This window comes from Microtetraspora niveoalba, assembly GCF_001570405.1.
GTDB classification, from domain to species: domain Bacteria; phylum Actinomycetota; class Actinomycetes; order Streptosporangiales; family Streptosporangiaceae; genus Microtetraspora; species Microtetraspora niveoalba.
The window spans coordinates 55,046-80,903 of sequence record NZ_BBYM01000037.1 but is presented as its reverse complement, the minus strand read 5'-3'; the positions used below and the strand labels follow the sequence as shown (position 1 = coordinate 80,903).

At 72.9% G+C, this 25,858-nt stretch carries 20 protein-coding genes; 13 read left to right on the top strand and 7 right to left on the bottom strand.

Going from position 1 to position 25,858, the window contains the following annotated elements; all coding sequences use genetic code 11:
- The coding region (locus AWQ70_RS30725; protein WP_067183821.1) for a serine/threonine-protein kinase at positions 1 to 971 on the bottom strand (971 nt) is incomplete at its 3' end.
- On the bottom strand, positions 968 to 2,650 hold the full coding sequence (locus AWQ70_RS30720) for a zinc ribbon domain-containing protein (RefSeq protein WP_067183817.1): 1,683 nt from the start codon (positions 2,648 to 2,650) through the stop codon (positions 968 to 970). The genes AWQ70_RS30720 and AWQ70_RS30725, both read right to left, overlap by 4 nt.
- Positions 2,651 to 2,846: 196 nt before the next feature.
- Here AWQ70_RS30720 and AWQ70_RS30715 point away from each other — a divergent pair, with 196 nt between their 5' ends.
- Positions 2,847 to 4,028: a sensor histidine kinase gene (locus AWQ70_RS30715; protein ID WP_067183814.1), complete on the top strand. Its 1,182-nt coding sequence runs from the start codon at positions 2,847 to 2,849 to the stop codon at positions 4,026 to 4,028.
- On the top strand, positions 4,028 to 4,699 hold the full coding sequence (locus AWQ70_RS30710) for a response regulator (RefSeq protein ID WP_067183811.1): 672 nt from the start codon (positions 4,028 to 4,030) through the stop codon (positions 4,697 to 4,699). Before AWQ70_RS30715 ends, AWQ70_RS30710 begins: the two co-directional genes overlap by 1 nt.
- On the opposite strand, the gene AWQ70_RS30705 is transcribed toward AWQ70_RS30710, so the two are convergent.
- Positions 4,642 to 5,340 carry a hypothetical protein gene (locus AWQ70_RS30705; RefSeq protein ID WP_067183808.1) on the bottom strand — a complete coding sequence of 233 codons (699 nt, stop codon included), beginning with the start codon at positions 5,338 to 5,340 and terminating at the stop codon, positions 4,642 to 4,644. The two genes, AWQ70_RS30710 and AWQ70_RS30705, sit on opposite strands and share 58 nt — an antisense overlap.
- A gap of 185 nt (positions 5,341 to 5,525) precedes the next feature.
- Between AWQ70_RS30705 and AWQ70_RS30700 the strand changes: the two genes are divergently transcribed.
- The 3 genes from AWQ70_RS30700 (at position 5,526) to AWQ70_RS30690 (ending at position 9,549) form a co-directional block, all read left to right on the top strand.
- Positions 5,526 to 7,655 (top strand): DUF6421 family protein, encoded by a 2,130-nt coding sequence (locus AWQ70_RS30700; protein ID WP_067183804.1) that lies wholly within the window; start codon positions 5,526 to 5,528, stop codon positions 7,653 to 7,655.
- A gap of 52 nt (positions 7,656 to 7,707) precedes the next feature.
- Positions 7,708 to 8,364 carry an SDR family NAD(P)-dependent oxidoreductase gene (locus AWQ70_RS30695; protein WP_067183801.1) on the top strand — a complete coding sequence of 219 codons (657 nt, stop codon included), beginning with the start codon at positions 7,708 to 7,710 and terminating at the stop codon, positions 8,362 to 8,364.
- Between the two features lie 111 nt (positions 8,365 to 8,475).
- Positions 8,476 to 9,549, top strand: a complete 1,074-nt coding sequence (locus AWQ70_RS30690; RefSeq protein WP_218004720.1) for a threonine aldolase family protein — start codon at positions 8,476 to 8,478, stop codon at positions 9,547 to 9,549.
- A gap of 120 nt (positions 9,550 to 9,669) precedes the next feature.
- On the opposite strand, the gene AWQ70_RS30685 is transcribed toward AWQ70_RS30690, so the two are convergent.
- Positions 9,670 to 9,966: a DUF3467 domain-containing protein gene (locus tag AWQ70_RS30685; protein ID WP_067183794.1), complete on the bottom strand. Its 297-nt coding sequence runs from the start codon at positions 9,964 to 9,966 to the stop codon at positions 9,670 to 9,672.
- A 193-nt stretch (positions 9,967 to 10,159) separates the two neighbouring features.
- Positions 10,160 to 10,873 carry a DUF305 domain-containing protein gene (locus tag AWQ70_RS30680; RefSeq protein WP_067183791.1) on the bottom strand — a complete coding sequence of 238 codons (714 nt, stop codon included), beginning with the start codon at positions 10,871 to 10,873 and terminating at the stop codon, positions 10,160 to 10,162.
- A gap of 206 nt (positions 10,874 to 11,079) precedes the next feature.
- Between AWQ70_RS30680 and AWQ70_RS30675 the strand changes: the two genes are divergently transcribed.
- Both AWQ70_RS30675 and AWQ70_RS30670 read left to right on the top strand, forming a co-directional pair.
- Positions 11,080 to 11,823: a thioredoxin-like domain-containing protein gene (locus AWQ70_RS30675; protein ID WP_067183789.1), complete on the top strand. Its 744-nt coding sequence runs from the start codon at positions 11,080 to 11,082 to the stop codon at positions 11,821 to 11,823.
- A gap of 287 nt (positions 11,824 to 12,110) precedes the next feature.
- Positions 12,111 to 13,685 carry a TIGR03086 family metal-binding protein gene (locus AWQ70_RS30670; RefSeq protein WP_218004719.1) on the top strand — a complete coding sequence of 525 codons (1,575 nt, stop codon included), beginning with the start codon at positions 12,111 to 12,113 and terminating at the stop codon, positions 13,683 to 13,685.
- A gap of 27 nt (positions 13,686 to 13,712) precedes the next feature.
- Here AWQ70_RS30670 and ald read toward each other — a convergent pair whose 3' ends face one another.
- Positions 13,713 to 14,828: an alanine dehydrogenase gene (gene ald / locus AWQ70_RS30665; protein WP_067183782.1), complete on the bottom strand. Its 1,116-nt coding sequence runs from the start codon at positions 14,826 to 14,828 to the stop codon at positions 13,713 to 13,715.
- A 531-nt stretch (positions 14,829 to 15,359) separates the two neighbouring features.
- Here ald and AWQ70_RS30655 point away from each other — a divergent pair.
- Positions 15,360 to 16,511: a SecDF P1 head subdomain-containing protein gene (locus tag AWQ70_RS30655; RefSeq protein WP_157530636.1), complete on the top strand. Its 1,152-nt coding sequence runs from the start codon at positions 15,360 to 15,362 to the stop codon at positions 16,509 to 16,511.
- Positions 16,512 to 16,730: 219 nt separating this feature from the next.
- Here the strand turns inward: AWQ70_RS30655 and AWQ70_RS30650 are convergent, their stop codons facing one another.
- Positions 16,731 to 19,103: a molybdopterin cofactor-binding domain-containing protein gene (locus AWQ70_RS30650; protein WP_157530642.1), complete on the bottom strand. Its 2,373-nt coding sequence runs from the start codon at positions 19,101 to 19,103 to the stop codon at positions 16,731 to 16,733.
- Positions 19,104 to 19,301: 198 nt separating this feature from the next.
- On the opposite strand from AWQ70_RS30650, the gene AWQ70_RS30645 reads away from it, so the two are divergent.
- The 5 genes from AWQ70_RS30645 to AWQ70_RS30625 all read left to right on the top strand — a co-directional run bounded on the left by AWQ70_RS30645 (position 19,302) and on the right by AWQ70_RS30625 (position 25,853).
- Positions 19,302 to 20,879 carry a PucR family transcriptional regulator gene (locus AWQ70_RS30645; protein WP_067183768.1) on the top strand — a complete coding sequence of 526 codons (1,578 nt, stop codon included), beginning with the start codon at positions 19,302 to 19,304 and terminating at the stop codon, positions 20,877 to 20,879.
- Positions 20,880 to 21,119: 240 nt separating this feature from the next.
- Positions 21,120 to 22,412 carry a helix-turn-helix domain-containing protein gene (locus AWQ70_RS30640; RefSeq protein ID WP_067183765.1) on the top strand — a complete coding sequence of 431 codons (1,293 nt, stop codon included), beginning with the start codon at positions 21,120 to 21,122 and terminating at the stop codon, positions 22,410 to 22,412.
- Positions 22,413 to 22,550: 138 nt separating this feature from the next.
- Complete coding sequence (locus AWQ70_RS30635; protein ID WP_084517982.1) at positions 22,551 to 23,213, top strand: copper resistance CopC family protein; 663 nt, start codon at positions 22,551 to 22,553, stop codon at positions 23,211 to 23,213.
- The gene (locus AWQ70_RS30630; RefSeq protein ID WP_067183761.1) at positions 23,210 to 25,201 is read left to right on the top strand and encodes a bifunctional copper resistance protein CopD/cytochrome c oxidase assembly protein; all 1,992 of its coding nucleotides are present in this window, start codon (positions 23,210 to 23,212) and stop codon (positions 25,199 to 25,201) included. Before AWQ70_RS30635 ends, AWQ70_RS30630 begins: the two co-directional genes overlap by 4 nt.
- 235 nt (positions 25,202 to 25,436) lie before the next feature.
- Positions 25,437 to 25,853 (top strand): sensor histidine kinase, encoded by a 417-nt coding sequence (locus AWQ70_RS30625; protein ID WP_067183757.1) that lies wholly within the window; start codon positions 25,437 to 25,439, stop codon positions 25,851 to 25,853.
- Positions 25,854 to 25,858 lie beyond the last annotated feature (5 nt).

Sequence of the window (25,858 nt, the reverse complement as noted above, 5' to 3'; positions counted from 1 at the left end):
GTCGACGGCGTCGCGGGCGGGTGCGAGCCGCCGCCCGCCTGCCCGGCCGCGCCCGGAGCGCCCCCGCGGACGCCGGCGCTCCCGCCGCCTCCGGGGACGGGAGCGCCGCCGGACGCGTCGTCCACGCCGCTGATCGCGTCGCGCAGCGCGGCGACGAACGCGTGGCAGGTCGGATAACGGTCGTCGGGCGACTTCGCCAGCGCCCGCGCGGTCACCCGGTTGACCCCGTGCGGCAGGTCCGGCCGGTACGGCGTGAGCGGCGGCGGCTCGTGCGAGACGTGCGCGTACAGCAGGGCCAGCTCGGTGTCCCGCTGGAACGGCGGCAGCCCGGTGAGCGCCTCGTACACCACGCAGGCGAAGGCGTACAGGTCGCTGCGCCCGTCCACCGGCAGGCCGCGGATCTGCTCGGGGGCGACGTAGCGCGGCGTGCCCATGAAATGGCCGTGACTGGTCAGCCCCGCCTCGGCGGACGAGCTCTTGGTGAGGCCGAAGTCGGTCAGATAGACGTGGTCGTCGTCCGCCACCAGGATGTTGGCCGGCTTCACGTCGCGGTGGACCAGCCCGGCGGCGTGCGCGGCGTCCAGCGCGGAGGCGATCTGCGCGAACAGCCGGTTCGCCCGCGCCACGGGCAGCGGCCCGGCCGACCGCACGAGCCGGCGCATGTCGCTGCCCTCGACGTACCGCATGGCGATGAACAGCAGCTCGTCCCGCTCGCCCGCCTCGTAGATCGGGATGATGTTCGGGTGGTCGATGCTCGCGACCAGCCGGGACTCCCGTACGAACCGCTCGCGGAACCTGTGGTCGTGGGTGAGCTGCGGGGCGAGGATCTTCAGCGCGACGGCGCGGCCGAGCCGCCGGTCCCGCGCGCGGTAGACGGTGGCCATGCCGCCGCGGCCGACGACGGCCTCGATCGTGTAGTCACCCAGCGTGCGGCCGACCAGCCCGGCCGGAGTCGGCGGTCCCTCGGTCATCGCGGGTCCGCCGGGTGGCCGCAGAAGCCGCAGAACCGGTGGCCCTGCCCGAGGCGCATCCCGCACTGGGTGCAGAACTTGAGCTGCGCCTGTCCGTGCGGAGGCGAGGGGTCGGCCGCGGGCCGCGCCTCGAACGGCGGGACCGTTCCGGGAACGGCCGCCTCGCCACCCGGCGCGTCCGGCCCAGGGGAGACCGGCCCAGGGGAGACCGGCGCAGAGGAGACCGGGGTGCCGGGCGCGGGCACGTCGAACGAGGGCGCCTCGAACGGCGTCCCGAACGGCGCGTCGAACTGTGGGGTCTCGAACGGCGGCGCGTCGAAGACCTGGGTCGCCGACGGCGGCCAGGAGGCGACCGGCGGCTCGCCCGGCCCCGCGCCCGCCGAGAGCATCGCGCCCCCGTGCGCCGGATCGCGCGCGTCCCCGGAGTTCCGGACGGGGTGCGGATCCGCCGCCCGGCCCGCGCCGGAGCGCCGTTTCCGGCGCAGCACGGCCGGTACGGCTCCCGCCGCCACCACGACCAGGACGAGGGCGCCGCCGCCGAGCCAGAGCAGCGGCGAGATCGCGGACGACTCCTTCGCCGGGGGCGCGGGCGACGGGCCGGTGCGGGCGCCGGTGTCCTCGGCCGTCCCCGCCTTGTCCCTGGACACCTTGAGGTGGTCGAGCGCGACCGCGTGGTCCGGCCGCAGGTTGAGCACCTGGAGCAGCACCGGGACCGCTCCGGCGTAGAGCTTGTTGTGATAGGACGCGAGCGCGCTCTCGTACACGACGTCTACGGGGCCGCGGCGCGGGGTCACGCCGGCGGCGACCAGCGAGGTGCGGATCTCGTCCACCGGCGTGATCGTCAGCGGGGTGCCGGAGTCGCCGGCCAGCAGCCCCACGACCTCGCTCTTCTCGTCGTCGATGAGCGCGCCGCCGGCCGCGCCGTCCTTGAGCAGCTTGGCGAGCTTGTCCCGGTCCTCCTGCTTGAAGGTGCGGGTGCCGGGCGGGTCCAGGTGCGCGGTCTCGGCCTTCGCGGGCTGCTTCGCGGACGGACGGCCGGCGAACGAGATCACGTCGAGGGCGACGACGGACTGGCCGAGCGAGACGGCCATGGGGACGGTGGGGAGGTTCTGCTTCTCGCCGCCCTTGGTGACCTTGAGCACGGCGGGGGCGGCGGGGGAGGCGCCGGTGGTGAGGATCTGGGCGGGCAGCCCGGCCGGCAGCGGCGGGTCGAGATAGGGGAAGACGGTGACGTTCGTGGTGACCGTCGCGATGCACGTCGAGTTCGGCCCCTGCGGGGGATAGCAGGCCTGTAATCGCCGGTTCAGGTCGGCGTCGTCGAGCGTGTGCCGGGAGAAGTCCGCCGGGATCTTGACCTTGAAGTACTCGGAGAAGACCCGGTTGGCGGCGTAGACCCGCGGGTCGCGGCTCGCCTGCACCACGCCGGTCGCGGTGACGACCACCCCGTCGGGCGTCACGGTGAACCCGCTGCCCTCGGCCAGGTCGGTGTCGTACTCGCGGACGATCTGCTTGATGACGCTGCGGTCGTCGAGCAGGGTGATCGAGACATGGGAGGCGGACTCGACCCGGACCGCGCCGGGGGTGACCCGGTCGGTGGAGCCGCTCGGGTGCGGGTGGAGCGGCAGCGCGAGCATGCCGAGGGCGCCCAGCCCCGCAACGAGGGAGTGCAGGGAGGGCATCTCCGCCTCCTATTACCCGGTGGGAACAGTCCAAGAGTCCCAGCGCGGAGAGTGATGTTCAAGGGCCCGCACAGTGACCGACATCCAGTTGATACCGGCGACCCGTCGGCCGTTCACTTGTAATCCGCTTGGCATCCGATTGAGGCCCGGGTGGAGGCGGTGTCCCTCGCAGGAGCCGCATATTAATGTGCGCGTTATGCCCTCCCTGATCCGGCATTTCCGTTCGCTTCCCCTCGTCGACGTCCTGATGGGCACCGCGGTGATCGTCCTCGGCACGGTCGAGGCGCTGACGGTCGCGGAGTCCTACGGGGCGGCGCAGAATCCGCAGTTCTGGTGGCTGGGCCAGGCCGTCGTCACCGGCCTGCTGGTCGCCCACCGCCGCAGGTTCCCCGTCGCGGTCTTCATCCTGATGCTGCTCGCGCAGTACGCCTGGCACCGGCAGGGGAACGAGGGCTGCCCCGTCTGGCAGCTCGCCTCGCTGCTCATCGTCTTCCACACGCTCGGCGCGAACCTGCCGCTGAAGCCGGGCGTTTCCTGGGCGGTCACGGGCATCCTCATCTTCGACTCGGGCGCGGTGGACCACCGGCCGCTGCCGCTGGAGGAGGTCATCTTCCTCACGGTCCTCTTCGGCGCGGCGTACCTGACCGGGCTCGCCATGCGCGGCTACCAGGTGCGGGCGCAGCGGATGGCCGAGCGGGCGGCCCGCCTGGAGCTGGAACGCGAGCGCCGGGCCGCCGAGGCGGTCGCCGCCGAGCGCACCCGCATCGCGAGGGAGCTGCACGACGTCGTCGCCCACAGCGTGAGCATGATGGTCATGCAGGCCGGGGTGCTGCGCCGCAGCATGGGCGGCGACAACACGATCCTCTCCGGCATCGAGCAGACCGGCAGGGAGGCGGTGGAGGAGCTGCGCATCATGCTCGGCGCGCTGCGGATGCCGCAGGACGAGGCGCTGCCCCAGCCGGGACTGGACATGGTGGAGAACCTCATCACCACGGTCGGGGCGTCCGGCCCGCGGGTCCGCCTCGCCGTCGAGGGCGATCCGGTACGGCTCCCGCCCGGCCTCGACCTGTCCGCGTACCGGATCGTGCAGGAGGCGCTGACCAACGCGGTGAAGTACGCGGGCGACGCCGAGGCGCGGATCACGATCGGCTACCGCGACGACGTCGTGGAGCTCCAGATCGTCGATAATGGCACGGCCGGCCGGGCCGCGGCCGGGACCGGGACCGGGTTGTCCACCGGCAACGGCCTCATCGGCATGCGCGAGCGGGCCGAGCTGTTCGGCGGCTCGATCGAGTCCGGGCCGCTGGCCGAGGGCGGGTTCCGGGTCCACGCCAGGCTTCCCATCTCCCAGGGGGTCACCATGAGCGAGCGCGCGTGATGAGCGACGCGTCCCCGATCCGCGTCGTCGTCGCCGACGACCAGGCGATGGTCCGCGCGGGGCTGCGCATGGTCGTCGAGAGCGAGCCCGGCATGGAGGTCGTGGGCGAGGCCGCCGACGGCGTCGAGGCCGTCGCCGTGGCCCGCCGCTGCCGTCCCGACGTCCTCCTCATGGACATCTCGATGCCCCGCATGGACGGCCTGACCGCGGCCAGGCAGCTCCTCGACACCCCCCACCCGCCGAAGATCATCATGCTGACGACCTTCGACACCGACGAGAACCTGTACGCCGCGCTCCGCGCCGGCACGAGCGGGTTCCTGCTGAAGGTGTCGCCGCCGGAGCAGCTCGTCGAGGCCATCAAGGTGGTGGCCGGCGGCGACGGGCTGCTCGACCCGGCCGTCACCACGCGCGTGATCGCGTCCTTCGCGGGACGGCAGGAGCCGGTCCGCCCGCCGCGGCTCTCCGAGCTGACGCCGCGCGAGCTGGAGGTGCTCCGGATGCTCGCCCGCGGCCTCACCAACGCCGAGATCGCCGGGGAGCTGTTCGTCGGCGAGGCCACGGTCAAGACGCACGTCGCACGGGTGCTCATGAAGCTGAACCTCCGCGACCGCGCTCAGGCGGTCGTCTTCGCGTACGAGTCGGGCGTGGTGACGCCGGGTGCGGCGGGGTAGTAGGCGGCCCACGCGTCGTCGCCCATCCGCAGCACCTTCAGGCCGAACGCGGCGAGGGCGACGACGGGCAGCCCCCAGAAGAGGATCGTGAGCGGGCCGTACGGCACGGGGAACGACCCCAGGTAGCCGATCGCGACCGTGAGCGGCACCCACCAGTGGACCGCCCCGGCGCGCCACACGGCGAGCAGCAGCACGGGCAGCGAGACCCACCCCAGCATCCCGGGGAGCACGAACGCGAACGTCTGATGGGGCAGGTCCATCATCTCGTTCAGGATGCGCTGGGCCTCCTCCGGCGGGTAGTGCCGGCCGAGCCACCACTCCACCGGGTCGGTCATCAGCAGGGACGAGGCGTTGATGTAGCCGACGACGGCCACGACGCCGGCGATGTGGCCGAACACGACGGCGCGGCGCCGCGTGAAGTGCAGCAGGCCGAAGGCCATGACGGCCATCAGCAGCCAGCTCCAGTGGTAGAGCGCGGACTCGAGCTGGGCGAGGGCCGGGTTGTCGCCGTAGCTGACCGCCTCCCGGTCGTCGCCCCACGTACCCGGGTCGACGATCACGGCGACGCACTGCAGCAGCGGGGCGACGATCAGCAGCGCGCCGGTGGCGACGCGCCTGAACCTGGTCGAGTTCTTGAGCATGGGACTTCCCTCACGGTGGGTGCCTTCCGATCGTTTTCCGATCGCCGGGGACGCTAGGCGGCGGTCGCGCGGGCGCACGTCCGCCGCCGGGCTGATTCCCCGTCCACCGCTGGGGGGACTTGTGGTCACAGGTGCCACTATGTGTATATTTTTCGGCAGATAGGTCCTGAATCGGGAGATATTTCATGACGACGTTCCCCTCGATCCTGTTCGACGAGGCACACAGCGAGGCATGGACCATCCGGCGCGAGGTCGCGGAGGCCATGAACCCGGCGCACCCCGACGACAACAGCTACGCCAGGGCCGCGGCGGTCCTCCGGGAACTGGGGCACACCGTCGCCGCGCACACCGAGGGGCCGATCACGCCGTCCCTGCTGAGCGCCCACGACGTCTTCGTCGTCGCGCACCCGTCGGGCGAGCTGTGGGAACGCACCACCGGACTGGGCAGCCCCGTCCTCCCCGTCGAGGAGCTGGACGCGATCGAGGCGTACGTCGCGGACGGCGGCGGCCTGATCGTGCTGGCCGAGTGCGAGCAGGAGAAGTACGGGAGCAACCTCGCGGAGCTGCTGGGCCGCTTCGGCGTCGGCGTCGAGCACGTCACCGTCCAGGACCCGGCCCACTGCCACAACAAGGTCGCGACGTGGGTCCTCGGCACCCCGCTGGCCACCTCCGTGCCCCCCGCCGCCGGCGACGGCGGCGCGGTCGCGCAGACCGCCCAGGACCTGCTCGCCGGCGTCCGGCGGGCCTGCTTCTACCGCTCCGGCACGCTCGTCGCGCCCGACGGCGCGACCGTGCTGTTCGAGACCTCCGGCACCGCCGACCCCGCCCGCCGCCCCCTCGCCCTCGCCGTACGGCACGGCCGGGGCCGGGTGGTCGTGCTGGCCGACTCCGACCTCTTCGGCGACGACTCGATCGGCGACTTCGACCACGAGCGCCTCTGGGGGAACCTCGTCACCTGGGTGGCCCGCGACCCCGCCGACACCGCCGAGGAGCGGGCGGCGGGCCGGGACGGCGAGGAGGAGTACGTCCGGGCGTTCGCCGGGCTCAAGACCGCCGTCGAGGAGCTGCGCGGCCTCCAGGCCAAGGACGGCTCCGTGACCGGCGACCGCGACCGCGCCGTCGCGCTCGTCGGCGACATCGTGGACCACGTCGTACGGCTCGCGCCGCGCTTCCCGCACGACCGCGAATACCTGGACGCGGTCGTCGCCGACTTCGGCAAGTGGGTGGCCGAGGGGCTCGGCGTGCCCGACTTCCTCGACTCGCTCGACGCGTTCCACCCCGACACGCAGCGCGTGGACGGGCTGGAGCACCTCGTCGTGTTCCCGATGTACACCCAGAACGGCAACCTGAACCGCAACATCGAGGCCGTCTGGATCCGCACCGTCTGGCCGGACTGGCTGGCCGAGCTGGAGCGCGGCGGCTACGACAACCCGATGTTCGTCCCGATCGCGTTCGTCGACTTCACCTCGGGCTACGACACCAACTCCGCGGTGCTGTTCCCCGAGACCGTCGCCGTGCGGCGCACCCCGCCCGCGTTCACCTGGGGCGGCATCTTCTGCGACCGCGAGGCCGCCCGGTTCCGCGTCGTCAGCGGCGCCGCGGCCGCGACGCTGAAGCTGGCCCTGCCGCCGGACGCGGCCCGGCTGATCGCCTCGCAGCGACTCGCCCAGGACACGTTCGTGATGTGGGACCTGATCCACGACCGGACGCACAGCCACGGCGACCTGCCGTTCGACCCCTTCATGATCAAGCAGCGGATGCCGTACTGGCTGTACTCCCTGGAGGAGCTGCGCTGCGACCTGACCGCGTTCGGCGAGGCGGTCAAGCTGGAGGAGGCCGGCGTCCCGCAGGCCAAGTACGTCCAGTACGCGATCCTGTTCGACCGGCTGTTCCGCTTCCCGATCACCGGCGACCGGGTGCGCAACTACGACGGGCTCGGCGGCCAGCTCCTCTTCGCGTACCTGCACAGGAACGACATCGTGCGCTGGACCGACAACCGGCTCACCGTCGACTGGGACCGGGTCGCCGGAGGCGTCGCCGACCTGCGCGGCGAGGTCGAGAAGCTCTACCGCGACGGCATCGACCGGGCCAAGCTCGCCCACTGGCTGGCCGCGCACCAGCTCGTGGCCGGCTACGTCGAGCCGCACCCGGCCTCCGTGTGGCACAAGGGCGTGGACGCGCTGCCGGTCGAGGGCTTCCCCAAGGCCGTCGTGGACGCCGTGCTGCCGGACGAGTTCCCCCTGAGCATGTTCTACGAGGCGCTGCGCCGTAAGCTCGCCGATGTCGTCGAGTCCACCAGGGGGATCAGGGCGTGACCCTGTCCACCCGTACGAGCCGCCCGCCCGTCCGCGAGAGAGTGAGTGAACGATGAGCAGAGTGATCCTGGTCGCCGGCGCGGCCGGTCCCGCCGGCCAGGCCGTCGTCCGCCGGTTCGAGGAGCTCGGCGACACCGTGATCGGCGTCGACCGCACCGGAGCCGACGGCTGCCTCGCGGTCGACCTGCTCGACGAGGGGGCCGTACGCGACCTGGCGAAGCGGATCGGCGACGAGCACGGCCGGGTGGACGGCGTCGTCCACCTCGTCGGGGGATGGCGCGGGTCGAAGACCTTCGCCGAGACCTCGCTCGACGACTGGAACCTGCTGCACGACCTCCTGGTCCGCACGCTCCAGCACGTGTCGCTCGCCTTCGAGCCGCTGCTGCGCGCGAGCGACGACGGCCGGTTCGTCATCGTCTCGGCCAAGGCGGCGCAGAAGCCCACCCAGGGCAACGCGGCGTACGCGACCGCCAAGGCGGCGGCGGAGGCGTGGACGCTCGCGTTCGCCGACGCCCTGAAGGGCAGCACGTCCGCGGCGGCGATCCTCGTGGTGATGGCCCTGGTCAACGACGCCATGCGGGCGGCCAGCCCGGAGCGGCCGTTCAAGGGGTACACGGACGTCGCTACCCTGGCGAAGGCCGTCTCCGACCTGTGGGAGCGCCGCCCCGAGGACGTCAACGGGCAGCGGATCGACCTCACGGCGGTCTGAGCGGCGAACGGGAACGGGCCGGGAGACCGGCCCGGCGACCGGCCGGGCGGAGACCCGGCCGGTGACCCGGACAGCGACATCGTGCATCGTGCAAGGACAGGGGGAGCTTTCGTGACCACGGATGCCGTTCGGCGGCACGATCCCGAGATCAAGACGTTCGCGAGCGACAACTACGCGGGCGTGCATCCCGAGATCCTGGAGGCCGTCGCCCTCGCGAACGGCGGTCACCAGATCTCCTACGGCGACGACGTCTACACCGAGGCGACCCGGGAGATCTTCCGCCGGCACTTCGGCGAGCGGGCCGAGGCGTGGCCGGTCTTCAACGGCACCGCCGCCAACGTCATCTCGCTGCGTTCGATGTGCGCCCCCTGGGAGGCCGTGGTGTGCGCCGAGAGCGCGCACATCAACACCGACGAGGGCGGCGCGCCCGAGGTGACCGGCGGGCTCAAGCTCCTGACCGTGCCGACCCCGGACGGCAAGCTCACACCGGAGCTGATCGACCGGCAGGCGTGGGGCTTCGGCGACGTGCACCGGGCCCAGCCGCGGGTCGTCTCGATCTCCAACGCCACCGAGCTGGGCACGCTCTACACGCCCGCCGAGATCAAGGCGATCTGCGACCACGCCCACGACCTCGGGATGCTCGTCCACATGGACGGCTCGCGCATCACCAACGCGGCCGCCGCCCTCGACGTGCCGCTGCGCGCGCTCACGACCGACGCCGGCGTGGACGTGCTCTCGTTCGGCGGCACCAAGATCGGCCTGCTGCTGGGGGAGGCGGTGGTCGTCCTCGACCCCGCCGCCGTCCGCGGCCTGCCGTACCTGCGGAAGACGAGCATGCAGCTCGCCTCCAAGATGCGGTTCGTCTCGGTCCAGTTCGAGGCGCTCCTCGCGGGAGACCTGTGGCTGCGCAACGCCCGCCGGGCCAACACGATGGCGGCCCGGCTGGCGGACGCCGTCCGCGGCATCCCCGGTGTGGAGGTGCCGCGGCCGGTCGAGGCGAACGCGGTGTTCGCGATCCTTCCGGCGGACGCGGCGGACCGGCTGCGCAAGCGCTACCGCTTCTACAACTGGAACGAGCAGATCGGCGGCGGCAGGGTCGAGGTGCGCTGGATGTGCGCCTTCGACACCACCGAAGCCGACGTGGACGCCTTCGCCGCGGCGCTCGCCGCCGAGATGCGGGTCTGAGCGTACGCGCCGTCGGCGTGGAGACACACGGACGGTGCCCGGCCCGCCCGGCCGGGCACCGCGTGGTTCCGGCTCGTCCCGGCTCCTGGCGGGCGGGATCGTTCGGGAGAGCGGCCTGGCTCAGAGCTTGTGGCCGGTCTCCTTCTCGAAAGCCGTGAGCTGCTGTTCGAGCGCCTTCATCAGCTCGAACACCTGGGCGGGGGGAAGCCGGACCCGGCTGACGATCCGCGTCGGCACGCTCACGTACGGCGTGCCCGACGCCGGGTCGTCCGCCATGGACGGGGGCCGGGTGATCACCGCGAAATCCAGGATGAACCCGTCACGGGTGTGCCACACCGAGGCGAAGTTGGCGTACTGCCCGGCTTCGACCTCGGGTGAGATGCTCACCTCGAGGCGGCTCTCCGGCTCATCAATCAATGTTCGACTCTCCTCCGGACACTTCCCCTCATGTTGCCCTGGCGAGCGCGTTTCCGCGCGTTATGACACGACTCGAATCCAACGGACACGATCCGGCAGTCCGTGACCGGCCGCCCCGGCCGGGCGGCCGAGGGCGGCGGATCGTGCCCCGACCAGGCGGTTCAGGTGGTCGGGACCGGGCGGGCCGGGGCGGTCACGGGGTGAGGATCGACGGGAGCGGCTGCGCGCCGCGTGCCCGGAGGAAGTCCTTCATCAGGGTGATCTCGGCGGTCTGGCCGTCGACGATGTGCTGGGCCAGCTCGCGGACCTCGGAGCGGTCCGACAGCCGCACCGCGCCCCTGGCCATGTCCACGCCGCCCTCGTGATGGCGGATCATCAACTGGAGGAAGAGGACCTCGGCGGCCCGCCCCTTCGCGGCGCGCAGCCGGTCCATCTCCTCCGGCGTGGCCATGCCCGGCATCACGCCGCCCGTCCCCGAGGCGGCGCCCGTCGCGGTCGCGCCGCCGTGCGCGTGACCCGACATCCACGCCATCGGCGGTCGGTCGGACGCCTGGTCGAGGCCCCACTGCTGCAGCCAGCCCATGAAGATTCCACGCTGGGTGGACTGCGTGGTGATGATGTCGTACGCCAGGTTGCGGAGGGGCGCGTCGGTGCTCACGTCGCGTACGGCGAACGCCATCTCGACCGCCTGCGCGTGATGGACGGCCATGTCCCTGGCGAACCCGGCCTCGGGAGAGGTGTCGCCCGGGGCCCCGGATCGCCCCACGACCAGCAGGAGGAACGCGGCCGCCGCCACCACGAGGACGACCAGGCCGGCCACGAACGCGTTCCTGCCGGGCCGGGCCGCCGTCTCGTCGGCGGGGGCGCCGACAGGTTCGGCGGCGGGGGGAACGGTCTCGGTGCTCATCGCCACACAGGCTACCCGGGATCCCGCCCGACGCCCCGGCGTCGTCCGCCGTCGACGCCGTCACACCTCCGGCGTGCGAGCGTCGGAGCGGGGCCCGGCCCGGTCCGCGATCACGACCCGGATTCGCTCATGCCGAACCTGCTGGCGAACCCACTATTCTCCATACGCAATGCGGGGAGTTTGGTGACCAGTCGTTGGAGGACCGCTTGTCCAAGGAAAAGGCGCAGGCGCGGCGGGAGCACCTCGCCCGCATGCGGGCGGAGCAGAAGCGTAAGGAGCGGCGCTCGGCGCTGCTCATGTGGGGCATCGGCGGTCTGGTCATCGTCGTGCTCGTCGGCCTGGTGGGGTTCTACGTCGTCAACGACCGGTCGCAGAAGTCGCTGGACGGTGTGGCCTCCTTCTCCTACAAGGGGTCCGAGCACACCTGGGACAAGGTCGCGTACAAGGAGACCCCGCCGGCCGGCGGCCCGCACAACTTCTACTGGCAGAACTGCGGCATCTACGACCAGCCGATCCACAGCGAGCACGGCGTGCACTCGCTCGAACACGGCGCCGTGTGGATCACGTACCGCCCCGGCCTGCCGCAGGCCGACGTGGACAAGCTGAAGTCCCTCGCGTCGAGCGACTTCATGCTGCTCAGCCCGTACGAGGGGCTGAAGGCGGACGTCATGGTCAGCTCGTGGAACCACCAGCTCGCCCTCACCGGCGCCGACGACCCCCGGCTCCCCGCGTACATCAAGAAGTACAAGCAGAACCCGAGCTTCACCCCCGAGTTCGGCGCGGCCTGCGACCGCGGCATCGGCACCACGGCGGCCCAGCAGCCGCTCCCGACGCCCGACCCGTCGCTCGACACGCACGCCGAGGTGTCGGACGTGCCGACGCCCGGGGCGTCCGGGCAGCCTTCCGGTGAGCCCTCCATCGAGCCCTCGGCCACGCCTTCCGCGGGCTAGGCACACCGCTCCGGCAAGGTTGTGACACCGCCGGTGTCACGCAGACGGATCATCGAAGGACCTCCGGACGGGGCGGCCGCCACCACGCCGTGGCGGCACCGCTCTCGCCATCGGGGTCATCGTGCCGACGAGGCGGCTGCGGCCGGCGGGCCCGTACGCGGGCCCCGCCGCCGGAGGGGCCTCCACACCGGCGGCCGGGCCGTACGCGCCGGCGGGCCGCAATCCGGATGTCGCCGTTTCCCGGCGTGCTTGACTCTCCCATGATGGGAGACCCCAAGGTGGGGCACGTGAGTGACGACCTGCTCGGCATCGGGGAGCTGGCCGAGAGGACCGGCCTGTCGGTGAAGTTGATCCGGCACTGGTCCGACATCGGCGTCGTGCCTCCGGCGGCGCGCACCGCGGCCGGTTACCGGCGCTACGCGCCCGAGGCGGTGGCACGGCTGGAGCTGGCCCGGACCCTGCGCGAGCTCGGCTTGTCCATGGCCGTGATCCGCGAGGTCGTCACCCAGGAGCGCGACCTCGCCGAGGTCGCCGCCTTCCACGCGGACGCGTTGGAGGCGCGCATCCACGCCCTGCGGATGCGCCAGGCGGTGCTGCGCTCCTTCGCCCGGCGCAAATCGACGACCAAGGACCTCACTGAGATGACCGGCCTGGCACGACTCTCCCCCGAAGAACGCGACACGATCGTCCACGACTTCATGACCGACGCGCTCGGTGACCTCGACCCGTCCGCGTACCGGGACGGGCTGCTCCTGGCCGTGCCCGATCTGCCTCCCGACCCTACCGCCGGACAGGTCGAGGCGTGGATCGAGCTGGCCGCCCTCATCCGCGATCCGGAACTGCGCGCGGCGATCCGCCGGATGGGCGAGTACGCCGCCGAGCACGCCGCCCGCGAGCACCGCGAGGAGGACGTGCTGAAGGCGCAGGAGCTCACCGACCTCTGGGTCGCCTCCGTCGACGCCGCCATGACGGCGGGCATCGCCGCCGACTCGCCGGCGGCCGAGCCGGTCGTGGCCGGCATCGTGGCGGCCTGGCTCCCCGCCCAGGCCGGCACCGGCTTCGCGCCGGCCGACGAGGGACACGGTGACGGCCCGGAGGCCCGGCGGAGGCTTCTCGAACAGCTCGAGGTCGCCTCCGACACACGCCTGGAAAGGTACTGGCAGCTCCTGTGCCTCATCAACGGATGGCCGGTGCGGCCCAGCATCGCAGGCGAGGGCGAATGGCTCATGACCGCGCTGCGGGCCAATCCCGAGCCCGGGGCGCGGGCGGCGCGCATCGGGGAGATTCTCAGCGAGGAGGCGGACGTCGCCCCCGAGGCCAGGCTGGAGGCGTGTGCCCGGGTGCTGGCCGAGGTGGAGGAGCTCGTCACGGCCGTGCCGTCGGAGCGGCTCGGCGATCCGACCCCGTGCACCGGCTGGGATGTGCGCGCCCTGCTGGACCACCTCGTCTGGGAGAACCTGCTCTGGACCGGCCTCGCCGAGGGCACGCTCCGCTCCGACTTCGCCGCCGACCATCTGGGCGAGGACCATGTCGCGGCCTTCCGTACGGCGGCCCGCGCCACGCTCGCCGCCTTCCGCCGCCCGGGGATGCTCCGGAGCCAGTACGGCCCGGCCCCCGGCTGGCGTCTCGTCGAGCAGGTCACCATCGAGATGCTGGTCCACGGCTGGGACCTCGCGAGGGCGATCGGCAGGCCCACGGACCTCGCTCCCGACGTGGCGGAGGCGATCATGCCCGCAGTCCGGGAGATCTACGGCGACCTCCCGCGCACTCCGGGCGGCTCCTTCGGCCCCGCGCAGCCGGTTCCGGGCTCCGCGACGGCCGTCGACCGGCTCGCGGCCTATCTGGGCCGCGCCGTCGGCTGAGCCCGTACACGTGGAGATGCCGGCCGTTCACCCGAACACCTCCTCCAGGGGCACCGCCTCCAGCCCGTGCGCCTCGGCCACGGGCCGGCTGGTCAGGTGCCCCTCGTGGGCGTTGAGCCCCCTGGCGAGCGCCGGGTCGGCGAGCAGCGCGTCCCGCCAGCCGAGGTCGGCGATCGCCAGCGCGTACGGGACCGTCGTGTTGGTCAGGGCGAACGTCGAGGTGTGCGGCACCGCGCCCGGCATGTTCGCCACGCAGTAGAACACCGAGTCGTGCACCCGGTAGACGGGGTTCGCGTGCGTCGTCGGCCGCGAGTCCTCGAAGCAGCCGCCCTGGTCGATCGAGATGTCGACCAGGACGGAACCGGTCTTCATCCTGGCGACCAGGTCGTTGGTGATCAGCGTGGGGGCCTTGGCCCCCGGCACCAGCACGGCGCCGATCACCAGGTCCGCGTCGAGCACCGCCCGTTCGATCTCGTACGCGTTGGACGCCACCGTCTGGCAGTGCCCCTGGTAGATGACGTCGGCCTGCCGGAGCCGGTCGATGTCGAGGTCGAGCAGCAGGACCTCGGCCTGCATCCCGAGCGCGATCGCGGCCGCGTTCATGCCCGAGACGCCCGCGCCGATCACCACGACCTTCGCCGCGTAGACGCCCGAGACGCCGCCCATCAGCACCCCGCGCCCGCCGCCCTGCCGCATCAGGTGGTACGCCCCGACCTGGGGCGCGAGCCGTCCCGCGACCTCCGACATCGGGGCGAGCAGCGGCAGCGCCCCGGTCGCCGTCTGGACGGTCTCGTACGCGACGGCCGTGACGCCCGAGTTGAGGATCGCCCGGGTGCACGGCTCCGAAGCGGCCAGATGCAGGTAGGTGAACAGCACCTGGCCCTTGCGCATCCGGTGGTACTCCTGGGGGACGGGCTCCTTGACCTTGAGCACGAGCTCCGCGTGGGCCCAGACCTCCTCACCCGACTCCACGATCCGCGCGCCCGCCCCGGCGAAGTCGTCGTCGGCGATTGCGGAGCCGATCCCGGCCCCCCTCTCGACGAGCACCTCGTGGCCGTGCCGTACCAGCTCGTGGGCGCCCGCCGGGGTGAGGGCGACGCGATACTCCTGGCTCTTGATTTCGCGCGGGACTCCGACCTTCATGAGGACACCTCCTCGACGGGCGGTCGGCGGTGAAGCGGGAAGACCGGCCGGTGACGGGTGGAATCCCCCTCGTTCATCGAGGGGGAGGATGTCGACCCTTAACTCTCGGTTCCCGGGGGACGGCGGGCGGCAGGTCACCAGGCGCAACCAATTACCGGCCATTCGCCACAAATTGTGGTGGAAGTGCCGGGATGGAAAGCCGTTGATCAACCGATTACCTCGGCATGGCATAGCTCGATAGGCTCTCCGACGATGTCAGGGATCGAGGTCGGGATGCAGAACACGCCGGTTCCAGGTGACCAGGGATCCGACCGCGGGCCGGAGGGCCCCGGAGCCGTGCCGTCGGCCGCCCCGCCGGGTGCTCCGGGCACACCTGGTGCCGCGTTCCCGCCGAGTTCGTCAGGCGCCGCGGGTGCGTCAGGACCGCCGGGAGTGCCCGGAGCGCCTGGAACATTCGGACCGCCCGGAGCACCGGGGGCGCCCGGCTCGCCCGGAGCGCCGGGGACATCTGGATCACCGGGAGCGCCCGGAGTGCCTGGAGTGCCCGGAGCGCCCGGAGCAGCGGGGTCGCCTGGAGCGCCAGGAGGGCCTGGAGCATCAGGGGGCGACGCCGCCTCCCCGGACGGCACGACCGGTCCGGCCGCTCCTCCCGGTCCGCCGCAGGCGACCCGCGGCACCACGATCGTCCTCGCCGTCGCGCTCGTCCTCGTCGTCGTCATGACCGGCGTGCTCGGCGCGGTAGCCGTACTGATGACGCGCAACCAGGACTCTCCTCCGCTGTCCACGCCGCCCCGGACCCTGCGCACGTCCATTCACTTCGCGCCGGTCGTCGGCGTACGCGCCGCGCCCTGCACGGGAACGGACGCCGTGCCCGACGACGACGGGACCACCTGCTACCAGCTCGACCCGGGTGTGACGGTCACCACGGTGCAGAAGATCGAACGGGTGGCCGAGCAGGACGGCACCCACTCGGTGCGGATCGTCCTGGCGCCCGCCACACGCGAGCAGGTCGCCGACCTGACCCGGGAGACGGTGAAGCAGCAGCTCGCCATCGTCGTCGGCGACAAGGTCATCGCCGCGCCCCGCGTGGCCCAGGAGATCACCCAGGACAGTCTCAGCATCGCCGGCTTCACCCAGCCCAACGCGGACGCCCTCATCGCCCGGCTCCTCGGCAGCGGCGCCGGGGACACCGCCACCGGCACCACCGGCGGCGACACCACAGGCGGCGACACCACGGGCGGCACGACAGGGGACACCGGAACCACAGGCGGGACCACCGGCACCACGGGCGGCACTGGGGACACGACGGGTACGACCGGCGGGGACACGACGGGAACGACCGGCGGCGCGGGCGGAACGACCGGCACTACGGGCGGAACGACCGGCACGACAGGCGGCACCGGCGGAACGACCGGCACGACGGGCGGCACAACCGGCACGACAGGCGGAACCGGCGGGACGACGGGCACCACGGGCGGCACGACCGGAAGCACCACGGGGACCACCGGCGGCTCGACCACGGCACAGGCCAGTTCCCGGCCGACCGAAGCCGGGCGGTTCGCCACCTGCAAGGAGGCCAGGAACGCGGGCTACGGGCCGTACACCAAGGGCGTCCACAAGGAGTACGCCTGGTACACCGACGTGAACCAGAACGGCGTCGCCTGCGACTCGGGCGACCTCTGACCCGGCAGACCGGTCCCACCCGAAGCCCGGCGGCCGAGCCGGATCCGCGTCCTGCCTGAGGGAGCGGTCGTCCGGGCCCCCGTCGGCGGGTTATCCGACCCGGGCGGCGGTCTCGGCCGAGGAGCGGGCGTGCCGATGTGGGCAGGACGCGATCGTCGCGTGGGGCGACGTGGACGCGATCCGGGACCGGGTGCGCACGTGCGGCGAGATGCCGGGCGATCAGGGGGAACAGGCGAGGGCGATGTCGTCCGGACGGATCGGGACGCGCGGCAGCGCGAGGCCCGTCGCCGCGCGTACGGCCGCCGCCACGGCGGGCGTGGACGACAGCGTGGGCGGCTCCCCGGCCCCGCGCAGCCCATAGGGGGCGTGCGGATCGGGATTCTCCAGGACGGACAGCCGCATCGGTGGCATGTCGAGGATGGTCGGGATCAGATAGTCGGTGAACGACGGGTTCAGCACCCTGCCGTCACGCACCTGGATCTCCTCCATCAGGGCGAGGCCGAGGCCCTGCGCGGAGCCGCCGTGGATCTGCCCTTCCAGCGCGAGCGGGTTCATGATCCGGCCGACGTCCTGCACGGCGGCGAGTTCGACGACCTTGACCAGCCCGAGCTCCACGTCCACGTCCACGACCGCCCGGTGGACGCAGAGCGCGAGCTGGGTGTGCGAGTCGCCCTGGCCGGTCACCGGATCCATGGGGAACGTCGGCCGGTGCCGGTACTCCCGCGTCTCCTCGACCGGGCCGAACCGTTCGAGCAACTCCGCAAGCGGGAGTCCGGGGTCGGCGGCGGCGAGCGCGTCCAGGCGCCGCCGTACGGCCTCGCACGCCGCCTTGACCGCGCCTCCCGTGACATACGACTGACGGGACGCGGAGGACGATCCGGCCGACCCGACGGACGTGTCCGCCGGGGCCAGCGTGACCCGGTCGATGCCCAGCTCGGTGCGGGCGATCTGCGCCTGGATCGCGACGAGGCCCTGCCCGACCTCGGCCGCCGCCGTGTGGACGAGCGCGTGCGGCTCGCCTCCGAGGAGCTCGACCCGGACGCGGGCGGTCGAGTAGTCGTCGAAGCCCTCGGAGAAGCAGATGTTCTTGATGCCGACGCCGTAGCCGACGCCGCGCCGCACCCCCTCGCCGCGCGTGGTCCGTCCGACGCCGCCCGGCAGCGTCCGGGGATCGGGCTCCCCTCGCGTGGGAAACGCCCCGGACGCGGCGGGAGCGACAGGTGCGGTCCCGCCCGCGCCGCTCACCTCGCCCAGGCCCCGCCCGCTCGGTTCGGCCGGCGGGACCGCGCTCGCCCCGCCCGGGCCCGACGGCCCGAACGCCACGGACGCCGGGGGCTCGGGGAGCGGCATCGCCTCCAGCTCGCGGAGCATCGCGGCGAGCGGGGCCGGGGTGTCGATGAGCTGCCCGGTCGCCAGCCGCGACCCCTGCGCCACGGCGTTGCGCACGCGGATCTCGACGGGCGAGAGGCCGCACGCCGCTGCGAGCCGGTCCATCTGCGACTCGTACGCGTAGCACGCCTGGACGGCGCCGAACCCCCGCATGGCCCCGCACGGCGGGTTGTTGCTGTAGGCCCCGTACGCGTCGATCGACACGTTCGGCACCTCGTACGGTCCGACGCCGAGCGACGCGGCGTTCCCGACGACGGCGGGCGACGACGAGCAGTAGGCCCCGCCGTCGAGCACGATCTCCGCCCTGACGTAGACGAGCCGCCCGTCGGCGGTCGCCCCGTGCTCGTAGCGCATCCACGCGGGATGCCGGTGGACGTGCCCGAAGAACGACTCCTCGCGGCCGTAGACGACCTTCACGGGGCGGCCGGTGCGCAGCGCCAGCATCGAGGCGTGGATCTGCATCGACAGGTCCTCGCGGGCGCCGAAGGCGCCGCCGACTCCGGCCAGCGTGAGCCGCACCTTCTCCTTCGGCAGGCCGAGGCACGGCGCGATCTGGTCCCGGTCCACGTGCAACCACTGGGTGGCGATGTAGAGGTCCACGCCGCCGTCGTCCGCCGGTACGGCGAGGCCGGCCTCGGGGCCGAGGAACGCCTGGTCCTGCATCCCGACCTCGTACTCGCCGGTGACGACGACCTCGGCCCGCGCTCCGTCCCCCGTACACGCGTCCGGCCCGGCCGACCCCACCCGGACGGGCTGGTGCCGTACGACGTTGCCGCCCGGGTGGACGCGGGGACAGCCCGGGTCGAAGACGGCGCGGCGCGGATCGGTGACCGCCTCGCGGACCTCGTACTCGACGGCGACGGCGGCGGCCGCCCTGCGGGCCGTCTCCGGATGGTCCGCCGCGACGATCGCCACCGGCTCGCCCTGGTAGCGCACCCGGTCCACCGCGAGCACCGGCTGGTCCGCGCGCTCGAGGCCGTAGAACTTCTCGCCGGGCACGTCCTCGTGCGTCAGCACCGCGTGGACGCCGGGCATGGCCAGGGCCGGGGCGACGTCGATCGATCGGATCAGGGCCGACGGGTGCGGGCTGCGCAGCGTCGCGCCCCACAACATGCCGTCGAGCCACAGGTCGGAGGCGTAGGCGAACTCGCCGGTCACCTTCAGCGTGCCGTCGGGGCGGGGGGCGCTCACGCCGACGCCCATGCCGCCGCGGGTCTCGGTCTTCAACGGTCGCTCCCCACTTCCGGACGCCCGGGGCCCCGCCCGGCCTCCGCTTCCGCTCCGGGCGAGGGCGTACGGGCAGTACATCAGGCGAGGTCACCCGGGCCAATCGGCGGCGCGATGAAACGCCGTGGCCGCGGGGGATATCGGTTGTAGATTTCTCCAAATAGTCTGATCCGCATGCTTCTGCGGGACCTGCTGGCCGTCGAGGAGCTGCGGCTGACCCTCCTGAGCGGGGACGCCGATCGTGAGATCGGCGGCGTGCTCGTCACCGACCTGCCCGATCCCGGGCGGTACGTCTCGCCGGGCGACCTGGTGCTCACCGGGCTGATGTGGCGCCGCGACGCCGCCGACTCCGAGGCGTTCGCCGACGCGCTGGTCGCGTCCGGGGTGGCCGCGCTCGGCGCCGGGGACGCCCGCCTCGGCCTGGTCCCGGACGACCTCACGGCGGCGTGCGGGAAGCGCGGCCTGCCGCTGTTCGAGGTGCCGGTCGAGGTCTCGTTCGCGGCCATCGCCGACGTGGTGAACCGGCGGCTCTCCGGGGCCCGCGCGGGCGACCTGCGCCGGGCGCTGGGCCGCCACCGCAGGATCGTCGCGGCGGTGGCCGAGGGGGCGGGGCTCGGCCGTCTCTTCGCGCTCATGGCGAGCGAGCTCGGGGTCGCCGGCGCGGTGTTGTCCGCCTCCGGCTCCGTCATCGCGGGCGACCTCCCGGAGGAGCACGCCGTACGGCTGGCGGGCGAGGCCCTGCGGGCCACCCGGCTGCCCCGGGTCGTGCGGCCCGGCGGCCCGAAGGGCGGGGACGCCGCGCCGTACACGATCTTCGCGGTGGACCGGGCGCACCGGGCGGCGGGCTGGGTGCTCGCCTGCCGGGGCGAGCTGGACGTCGAGGTCGGCTACGAGCTGGCCTCCTGCGTCGCGATGGAGCGCGCCCGCATGGAGGAGGGGCGCCGGGTCGAACGCCGGCTCGCCGAGGAGCTCATCGGCCTCGCCGTGTCGGGCCGGGCGGACCTCCCCGAGCTCTCGGCCAGGCTCAGGACCTGCGGGATCGAGGCGGCGGAGCCGTACGCGGCGGTCGCGGCGACCATGACGGCGACGGCGACGGCGACGGCGACGGCGGCTGCGGCGGGGACGGGGCCCGGGGCGGCGGCGGGCGGACCGGACCCGGTGACGCTGGGCGGCCAGGTCGTGGAGGAGCTGCTCGACCGGCGGGCGGTGGCGGCGGCCGGGGCGGAGGGAGCGGTCGCGCTGGTCCCGCTACGCGGTCACGGGACGGCGGCGGCGCTCGCGGCGCGCCTCCGGGAGCGGGTGGCGGTGATCGCCTCGGGCCTGCCGCGCGCTCGCGTATGCGTCGGGGTGAGCGCCGGGCTGGCGGGCGCGGCGGCGATCCGGGGCGGGGCCGAGGAGGCGGGGTACGCCAGGCGGATGGCGGAGCTGCGCGGCGGGGGAGTCGTCACCAGCGACGAGATCTACACGCACGGCCTGCTGCTCGCGACGGTGCCGGACAGGGTCCGCAGGTCGTTCGCGAGCCGGTTGCTGGACCCGCTCGTGGACTATGACCGGCGCCATCGGGCGGAGCTGACGCTGACCCTCGGGACGTTCCTCGACTGCGCCGGATCGTGGAACGCGTGTGCCGAGCGACTCCACGTCCACGTCAACACGGTGCGCTATCGGATCCGCCGCATCGAGGAGCTGACCGGTAAGGACCTCTCCTCGATGGCGGACCGTGTGGATCTGTTCCTCGCGCTGCGGGCGGGGTGAGCCGCGCCGCCGGAACAGTAGAGCAGAAGGGATGGATCAGGAGAGATAACGACTCAGCAGCACCAGTCGGCCGGCGCGTACTTGGGGGAAGACGGCGCAGCGGTGGCAGCCGTAGCATTTGCCGCGACAACCACACTGGTTGAGAAGAGAAGAGCCAAGGCAGAGACGATGAGTCGGCGGCGCATGATCAGCTCCTGTCGGGAAATCGTCTGATTTACACCATTCTTGCAGGGGGAGCCCATGACGAGTCAAGATCTAGTAGGCCAGCGCATCAAGATGATCCGCCGTCAACGTGGTCTTTCCCAAGCTCAGCTCGCTCATCCGGAGCTTTCGGACAGCTACGTCTCGCTGATAGAGAGTGGAAAGCGGACGCCCACTCCGGCGGTTTTGGAACTGCTCTCCCAGAAGCTCGACTGCTCTCTCACGTATTTGATCAATGGCGTGACGGCCGAGCAGATGGAGGAGCTCGAACTCGGGCTGCGCTTCGCGCGGCTCGCCCTGGACAACGGCGAGGTCGAGGAGGCCAGGCGCCGCTTCGGCGAGCTGCTGGCCGACCGGAGCCTGGTCGGGCTCTCCCAGTTGCACCAGGACGCCGAGTTCGGCTACGCGCTCGCCGCCGAGGCGTGCGGCCACCTCGGCGAGGCCATCGAGATCCTGAACCGCCTGCTCGACACCGAGGCCGGGGCGATGCCGGAGGACCGCCGCGTGGCGATCGCCGTCGCGCTGTGCCGGTGCTACCGCGAGAAGGGCGACCTCGGCCTGGCCGTCCAGGTGGGCGAGGCCATGCTCAAGGACCTGAACCGCGCCACCTGGACCGACGACCTGATCGAGCTCGCCGCGACCCTGCTCGCCGCGTACGGCGTGCGCGGCGACCTGCTGCGCGCCACCCAGTTCGCGAACGAGCTGCTCGCCGCCGCCGACCTCCTCGGCACGCCCCGCGCGACGGTCGCCGCGAACTGGAACGCCGCCAGGATCGCCGAGATGACCGGACGCGGCGAGGAGTCGCTCGCGCTGGCCGAGCGCGCCCTGGCCGTCCAGAGCGAGAACGGCGACCCCCGCAACCTCGCCCGGCTCCGCCTCGCGTACGCGATCCTGCTGCTCCGGGTCCGGCCGGACGACCTGGAGACGGCCCGCGACCTGATGGCGCGGACCCACCGCGAGCTCGGCGAGTCGGCCGCGAGCAAGGCGGACATCGCCCGCTGCTCGGTCTTCCTGGCCCGCACCGAGCTGGCGCTGCGCCACCCCGAGGAGGCCGCGGAGCACGCCCGCGCCGCCAAGGACCTGATGGAGGAGCCCCACGGCGAGCTGCGGGCCGAGGCGCACCTCGTGCTCGGCCAGGCGTACGAGCAGCTCGGCAGGCGCGAGGAGGCGGCGGCCGAGCTGGCGGCGGCCGGTGACTGGCTGGAGCGGTCCCCCAAGATCAGGATGGCCGCGCAGGGCTGGCTGGAGGCCGCCGAGGCGTTCCAGCGCATCGAGGACGGGAACGCGAGCACCGTCGCCTACCAGCGCGCGCTCGCCTGCGCCGGTCTGTGACGGACGGCCCGCCCGCCCGGCCCCTGGGGCGGGCGGGCCCCCTGAGCCGGGCCGCACGTCGCGTTACGCGAGTGTCCCGGCCCGGCGTCTCATGCGAGGTAAGGACCGGACCCATGCGTCGGTAGCCTTGTTGCTGCCATGAGAAAATCCCCGTTTGCGGCCGTGATCGCGTTCGTCGCGACCCTCGTGCTCGGTACGGCCCTCGCCCTGCCCGCGCTGGCCCACACCTCGCTCAAGAGCAGCGACCCGAAGGAGAACGCCCGGGTCGACGCCCTCACGAAGGTGAGCCTGACCTTCACCGAGTCGGTCCGCTTCCCGGTCGTCCTGGTACGCGGCCCCGACGGCGTGCAATACGAGTCGGGCGAGCCGAAGGTCGACGGTCCCGTGGTGACCCAGACCGTCGCCGGCTCGCTGCCCGCGGGAAAGTACAGCCTGGCCTGGCGCGTCGTCTCCTCCGACGGACACCCGATCGAGGGGGAGATCCCGTTCACGCTGACGGGTTCCTCCGCCCCCCAGGCGAGCCCCGACGTGACCGCCGCGCCGCCCGCGCAGCCGACTCCCGCCACCGACCCGACCGTCGACCCGGCCGCCGAGCCGAGCGCCGAGCCGACCGAGGGCGTGACGACCCCGCCCGCCGCGGCCGCGGCGCCGGACGGGCAGGCCGCGGCTGGGCAGGCCGAGACGGAGAAGGCCGCGGACGAGAGCGGCCAGGGCGGCGTCCCCGCCTGGGTGTGGATCGCGGTCTTCGGCATCGCCGGCATCGGCATCGGGATGGCCATCAGCATGCGGAAGAAGCCGTGAGCCGCACGGCGCGCCTGGCCGTCGCCGCGGTCTGCGCCGCGGCCGTCGCGCTGGTGATCGCTATGGTGGCCGGAGGCGCGGCCACCCCGCGCATCATCCCGGGCCTGCCCGACGAGGGCGTGATCACCCGGTGGATGCTCCCGCTGTCCAAGCTCACGATGGACGGCGCCGGCCTCGTCACCGTCGGCCTGCTCGTGATGAGCGTCGCGTTCCTCCCCAGCGACAAGGGCCTGCTCGGCAAGCCCGCCCAGGAGTACGTCAAGGCCGCCTCCTGGACGGCGCTCGTCTGGGCGGTCGCGGGCGCGTCGACCCTCGTCTTCAGCCTGTCCGAGACGCTCGGCATGCCGGTCGGGGACGTCCTCGGCGGCAACGAGCTGACCAGCTACGCCAGCCAGGTCCCGCAGGGCATCGCGCTCACGCTGGTCGTGCTCTTCGCGGTCGCCGTCGCGCTGTTCGCGCGCGGCGCGATCACCGTCGGCGCGGCGGCGGGGCTGCTGCTCTTCGCGCTGGCCACGCTGCTGCCGCCCGCGCTGACCGGCCACTCCTCCTCGGCGCCCAACCACAGCCTCGCCACCACCTCGGTCGCCTTCCACGTGGTCCTGCTGGCGCTGTGGGTGGGCGGCCTCGGCGTGCTCTGCGTCCACGCCTACCGGGGCGGCGAGCGGCTCGACGTCGCCGCCGAGCGGTTCTCCCGCATGGCGCTGTGGTGCTTCGTGGGCGTCGGCCTCTCCGGCGTCGCCAGCGTCCTCGCCCGGCTCGCGTCGGTCGAGGCGCTGTTCACCTCCTCGTACGGCCTGATGATCCTGGCCAAGACGGCGGCGTTCGCCGCGCTCGGCGTGTTCGGCTGGTGGCACCGCCGCCGCACCGTGCCGGCACTGTCCGCGGGACAGGCAGGAGCGTTCCAGCGCCTCGCGCTGGGCGAGATCATGCTCATGGCCGCGACCGTCGGCCTCGCCGTGGCCCTCGCCCGCACCGCGCCGCCGGAGATCCGGGGTCCCATCGACCGCGCCTACGAACTGCTCGGCTATCTCGTGCCACCGCCGATCTCGGTGGGCAACCTGGTGACGCTGTGGTGGTTCGACCTGTTCTTCGCCGTCGTCGCCGCCGCGCTCGCCGGTCTGTACGCGGCCGGTGTCGTACGGCTGGCCCGCCGGGGCGACTCCTGGCCGGTCGGCCGGACCGCGTCCTGGTTCCTCGGCGTCGTCGTCCTCGTCATCGCCACCCAGAGCGGTGTCGCGAAGTACGCGCCGGTGCTGTTCAGCGTCCACATGGCCGAGCACATGGTGCTCGCCATGCTGGTGCCGATCCTGCTGGTGCTCGGCGCGCCCGTCACGCTCGCGCTGCGCGCGCTCAGGCCGGCCGTGCGGCGCGGCGACCGGGGGCCGCGCGAGTGGGTCACCGTGCTCCTGCACAGCCGCTACGTCAGGTTCGTCGCGCACCCCGCCATCGCGACCGCGATCTTCATCGTGTCGACGTACGCGCTCTACTTCACCCCGCTGTTCGCGGCGGCGATGAAGGAGCACCTCGGGCACATCGCGATGACGGTCCACTTCCTGGTCAGCGGCTGCCTGTTCTTCTGGGTGATCATCGGGGTGGATCCCGGGCCGCACCGGCTGCCCCATGTCGGGCGGTTGCTGCTGCTGTTCATCACCATGCCGTTCCACGCGTTCTTCGGCATCGCGCTGATGAACATGAGCACGGTCATCGCCTCGGACTGGTACGCCCAGCTCGGCCGCACCTGGGGCGCGTCGTCGGTGTCCGACCAGCAGACCGGCGGCGCGATCGCCTGGGGGTTCGGCGAGATCCCGACCCTGATCGTCGTCATCGCGCTGGCGCTCCAGTGGTGGCGGGCCGACGACCGGATGGCCCGCCGCGCCGACCGCCGGGCCGAGGAGCGCGCCGCGAAGGTGGGCGGCACGGGTGACGCCGAGCTCGACGCGTACAACGACTACCTGGCCAAGCTGAACAGGCGCGACACCGCCCAGTGACCGGGCGGGGCCCCGGTCCGGCGTTCCGGGCCGGGTCGCGCGTCGCCCCGCCCGGCGCGGCCACCCGCGGGTACGGTGGAAGCGCGTGACCTGCTCAGTGAGCGGGCATAACCCTGAGTGACGTCCGCCCGGGACCGCGGCGGGGTCGTGAGCCGGCAAATCCTGTTCGGAGCTCCCGCCGCCGGCCTCCGCGTCGCCCGCCCGGAAGGCGGTGCGACGATTGAGGAGGGGCGGGTTGGCGGAAGAGCTGCGGATCCGGCCGAACGGCGATCTGGCGTCGGCCCTGAGGGACTACCTCACGGAGTGGTCGGAGCGCTCGGGCATCGCCGTCGAGATCTGGGCGCTGCCGGTCACGGCCGTGCCGGGCCGGGTCGCCCGGGTCGTGTACACCACCCTCGTCGAGGCGCTGTCCAACGTCGAGCGGCACAGCCGCGCCCGGCAGGTGTCCGTCGCCGTCACCGCCGGCAAGGCGGGCCTGCGGATGACCGTGAGCGACGACGGCGCCGGGTTCGCCGTCGACGAGGTCGGGCCCGGCTCGGCGCGGGGACTGGCCGCCATGCGGGCGCGCTTCGCCGAGGCCGGGGGCATGTTGACGATCAACAGCGTCCCCGGCGGCGGCACGACCGTCACCGGAGTGATCCGGGCCCGCTGACCGGC

Excerpts from the sequence above, each read along its gene's own strand:
- AWQ70_RS30720 (WP_067183817.1), bottom strand. The coding sequence starts at position 2,650 with ATGCCCTCCCTGCACTCCCTCGTTGCGGGGCTGGGCGCCCTCGGCATG.
- AWQ70_RS30715 (WP_067183814.1), top strand. The coding sequence starts at position 2,847 with ATGCCCTCCCTGATCCGGCATTTCCGTTCGCTTCCCCTCGTCGACGTC.
- AWQ70_RS30710 (WP_067183811.1), top strand. The coding sequence starts at position 4,028 with ATGAGCGACGCGTCCCCGATCCGCGTCGTCGTCGCCGACGACCAGGCG.
- AWQ70_RS30705 (WP_067183808.1), bottom strand. The coding sequence starts at position 5,340 with ATGCTCAAGAACTCGACCAGGTTCAGGCGCGTCGCCACCGGCGCGCTG.
- AWQ70_RS30700 (WP_067183804.1), top strand. The coding sequence starts at position 5,526 with ATGACGACGTTCCCCTCGATCCTGTTCGACGAGGCACACAGCGAGGCA.
- AWQ70_RS30695 (WP_067183801.1), top strand. The coding sequence starts at position 7,708 with ATGAGCAGAGTGATCCTGGTCGCCGGCGCGGCCGGTCCCGCCGGCCAG.
- AWQ70_RS30680 (WP_067183791.1), bottom strand. The coding sequence starts at position 10,873 with ATGAGCACCGAGACCGTTCCCCCCGCCGCCGAACCTGTCGGCGCCCCC.
- ald (WP_067183782.1), bottom strand. The coding sequence starts at position 14,828 with ATGAAGGTCGGAGTCCCGCGCGAAATCAAGAGCCAGGAGTATCGCGTC.
- AWQ70_RS30650 (WP_157530642.1), bottom strand. The coding sequence starts at position 19,103 with ATGGGCGTCGGCGTGAGCGCCCCCCGCCCCGACGGCACGCTGAAGGTG.
- AWQ70_RS30645 (WP_067183768.1), top strand. The coding sequence starts at position 19,302 with ATGCTTCTGCGGGACCTGCTGGCCGTCGAGGAGCTGCGGCTGACCCTC.
- AWQ70_RS30640 (WP_067183765.1), top strand. The coding sequence starts at position 21,120 with ATGACGAGTCAAGATCTAGTAGGCCAGCGCATCAAGATGATCCGCCGT.
- AWQ70_RS30635 (WP_084517982.1), top strand. The coding sequence starts at position 22,551 with ATGAGAAAATCCCCGTTTGCGGCCGTGATCGCGTTCGTCGCGACCCTC.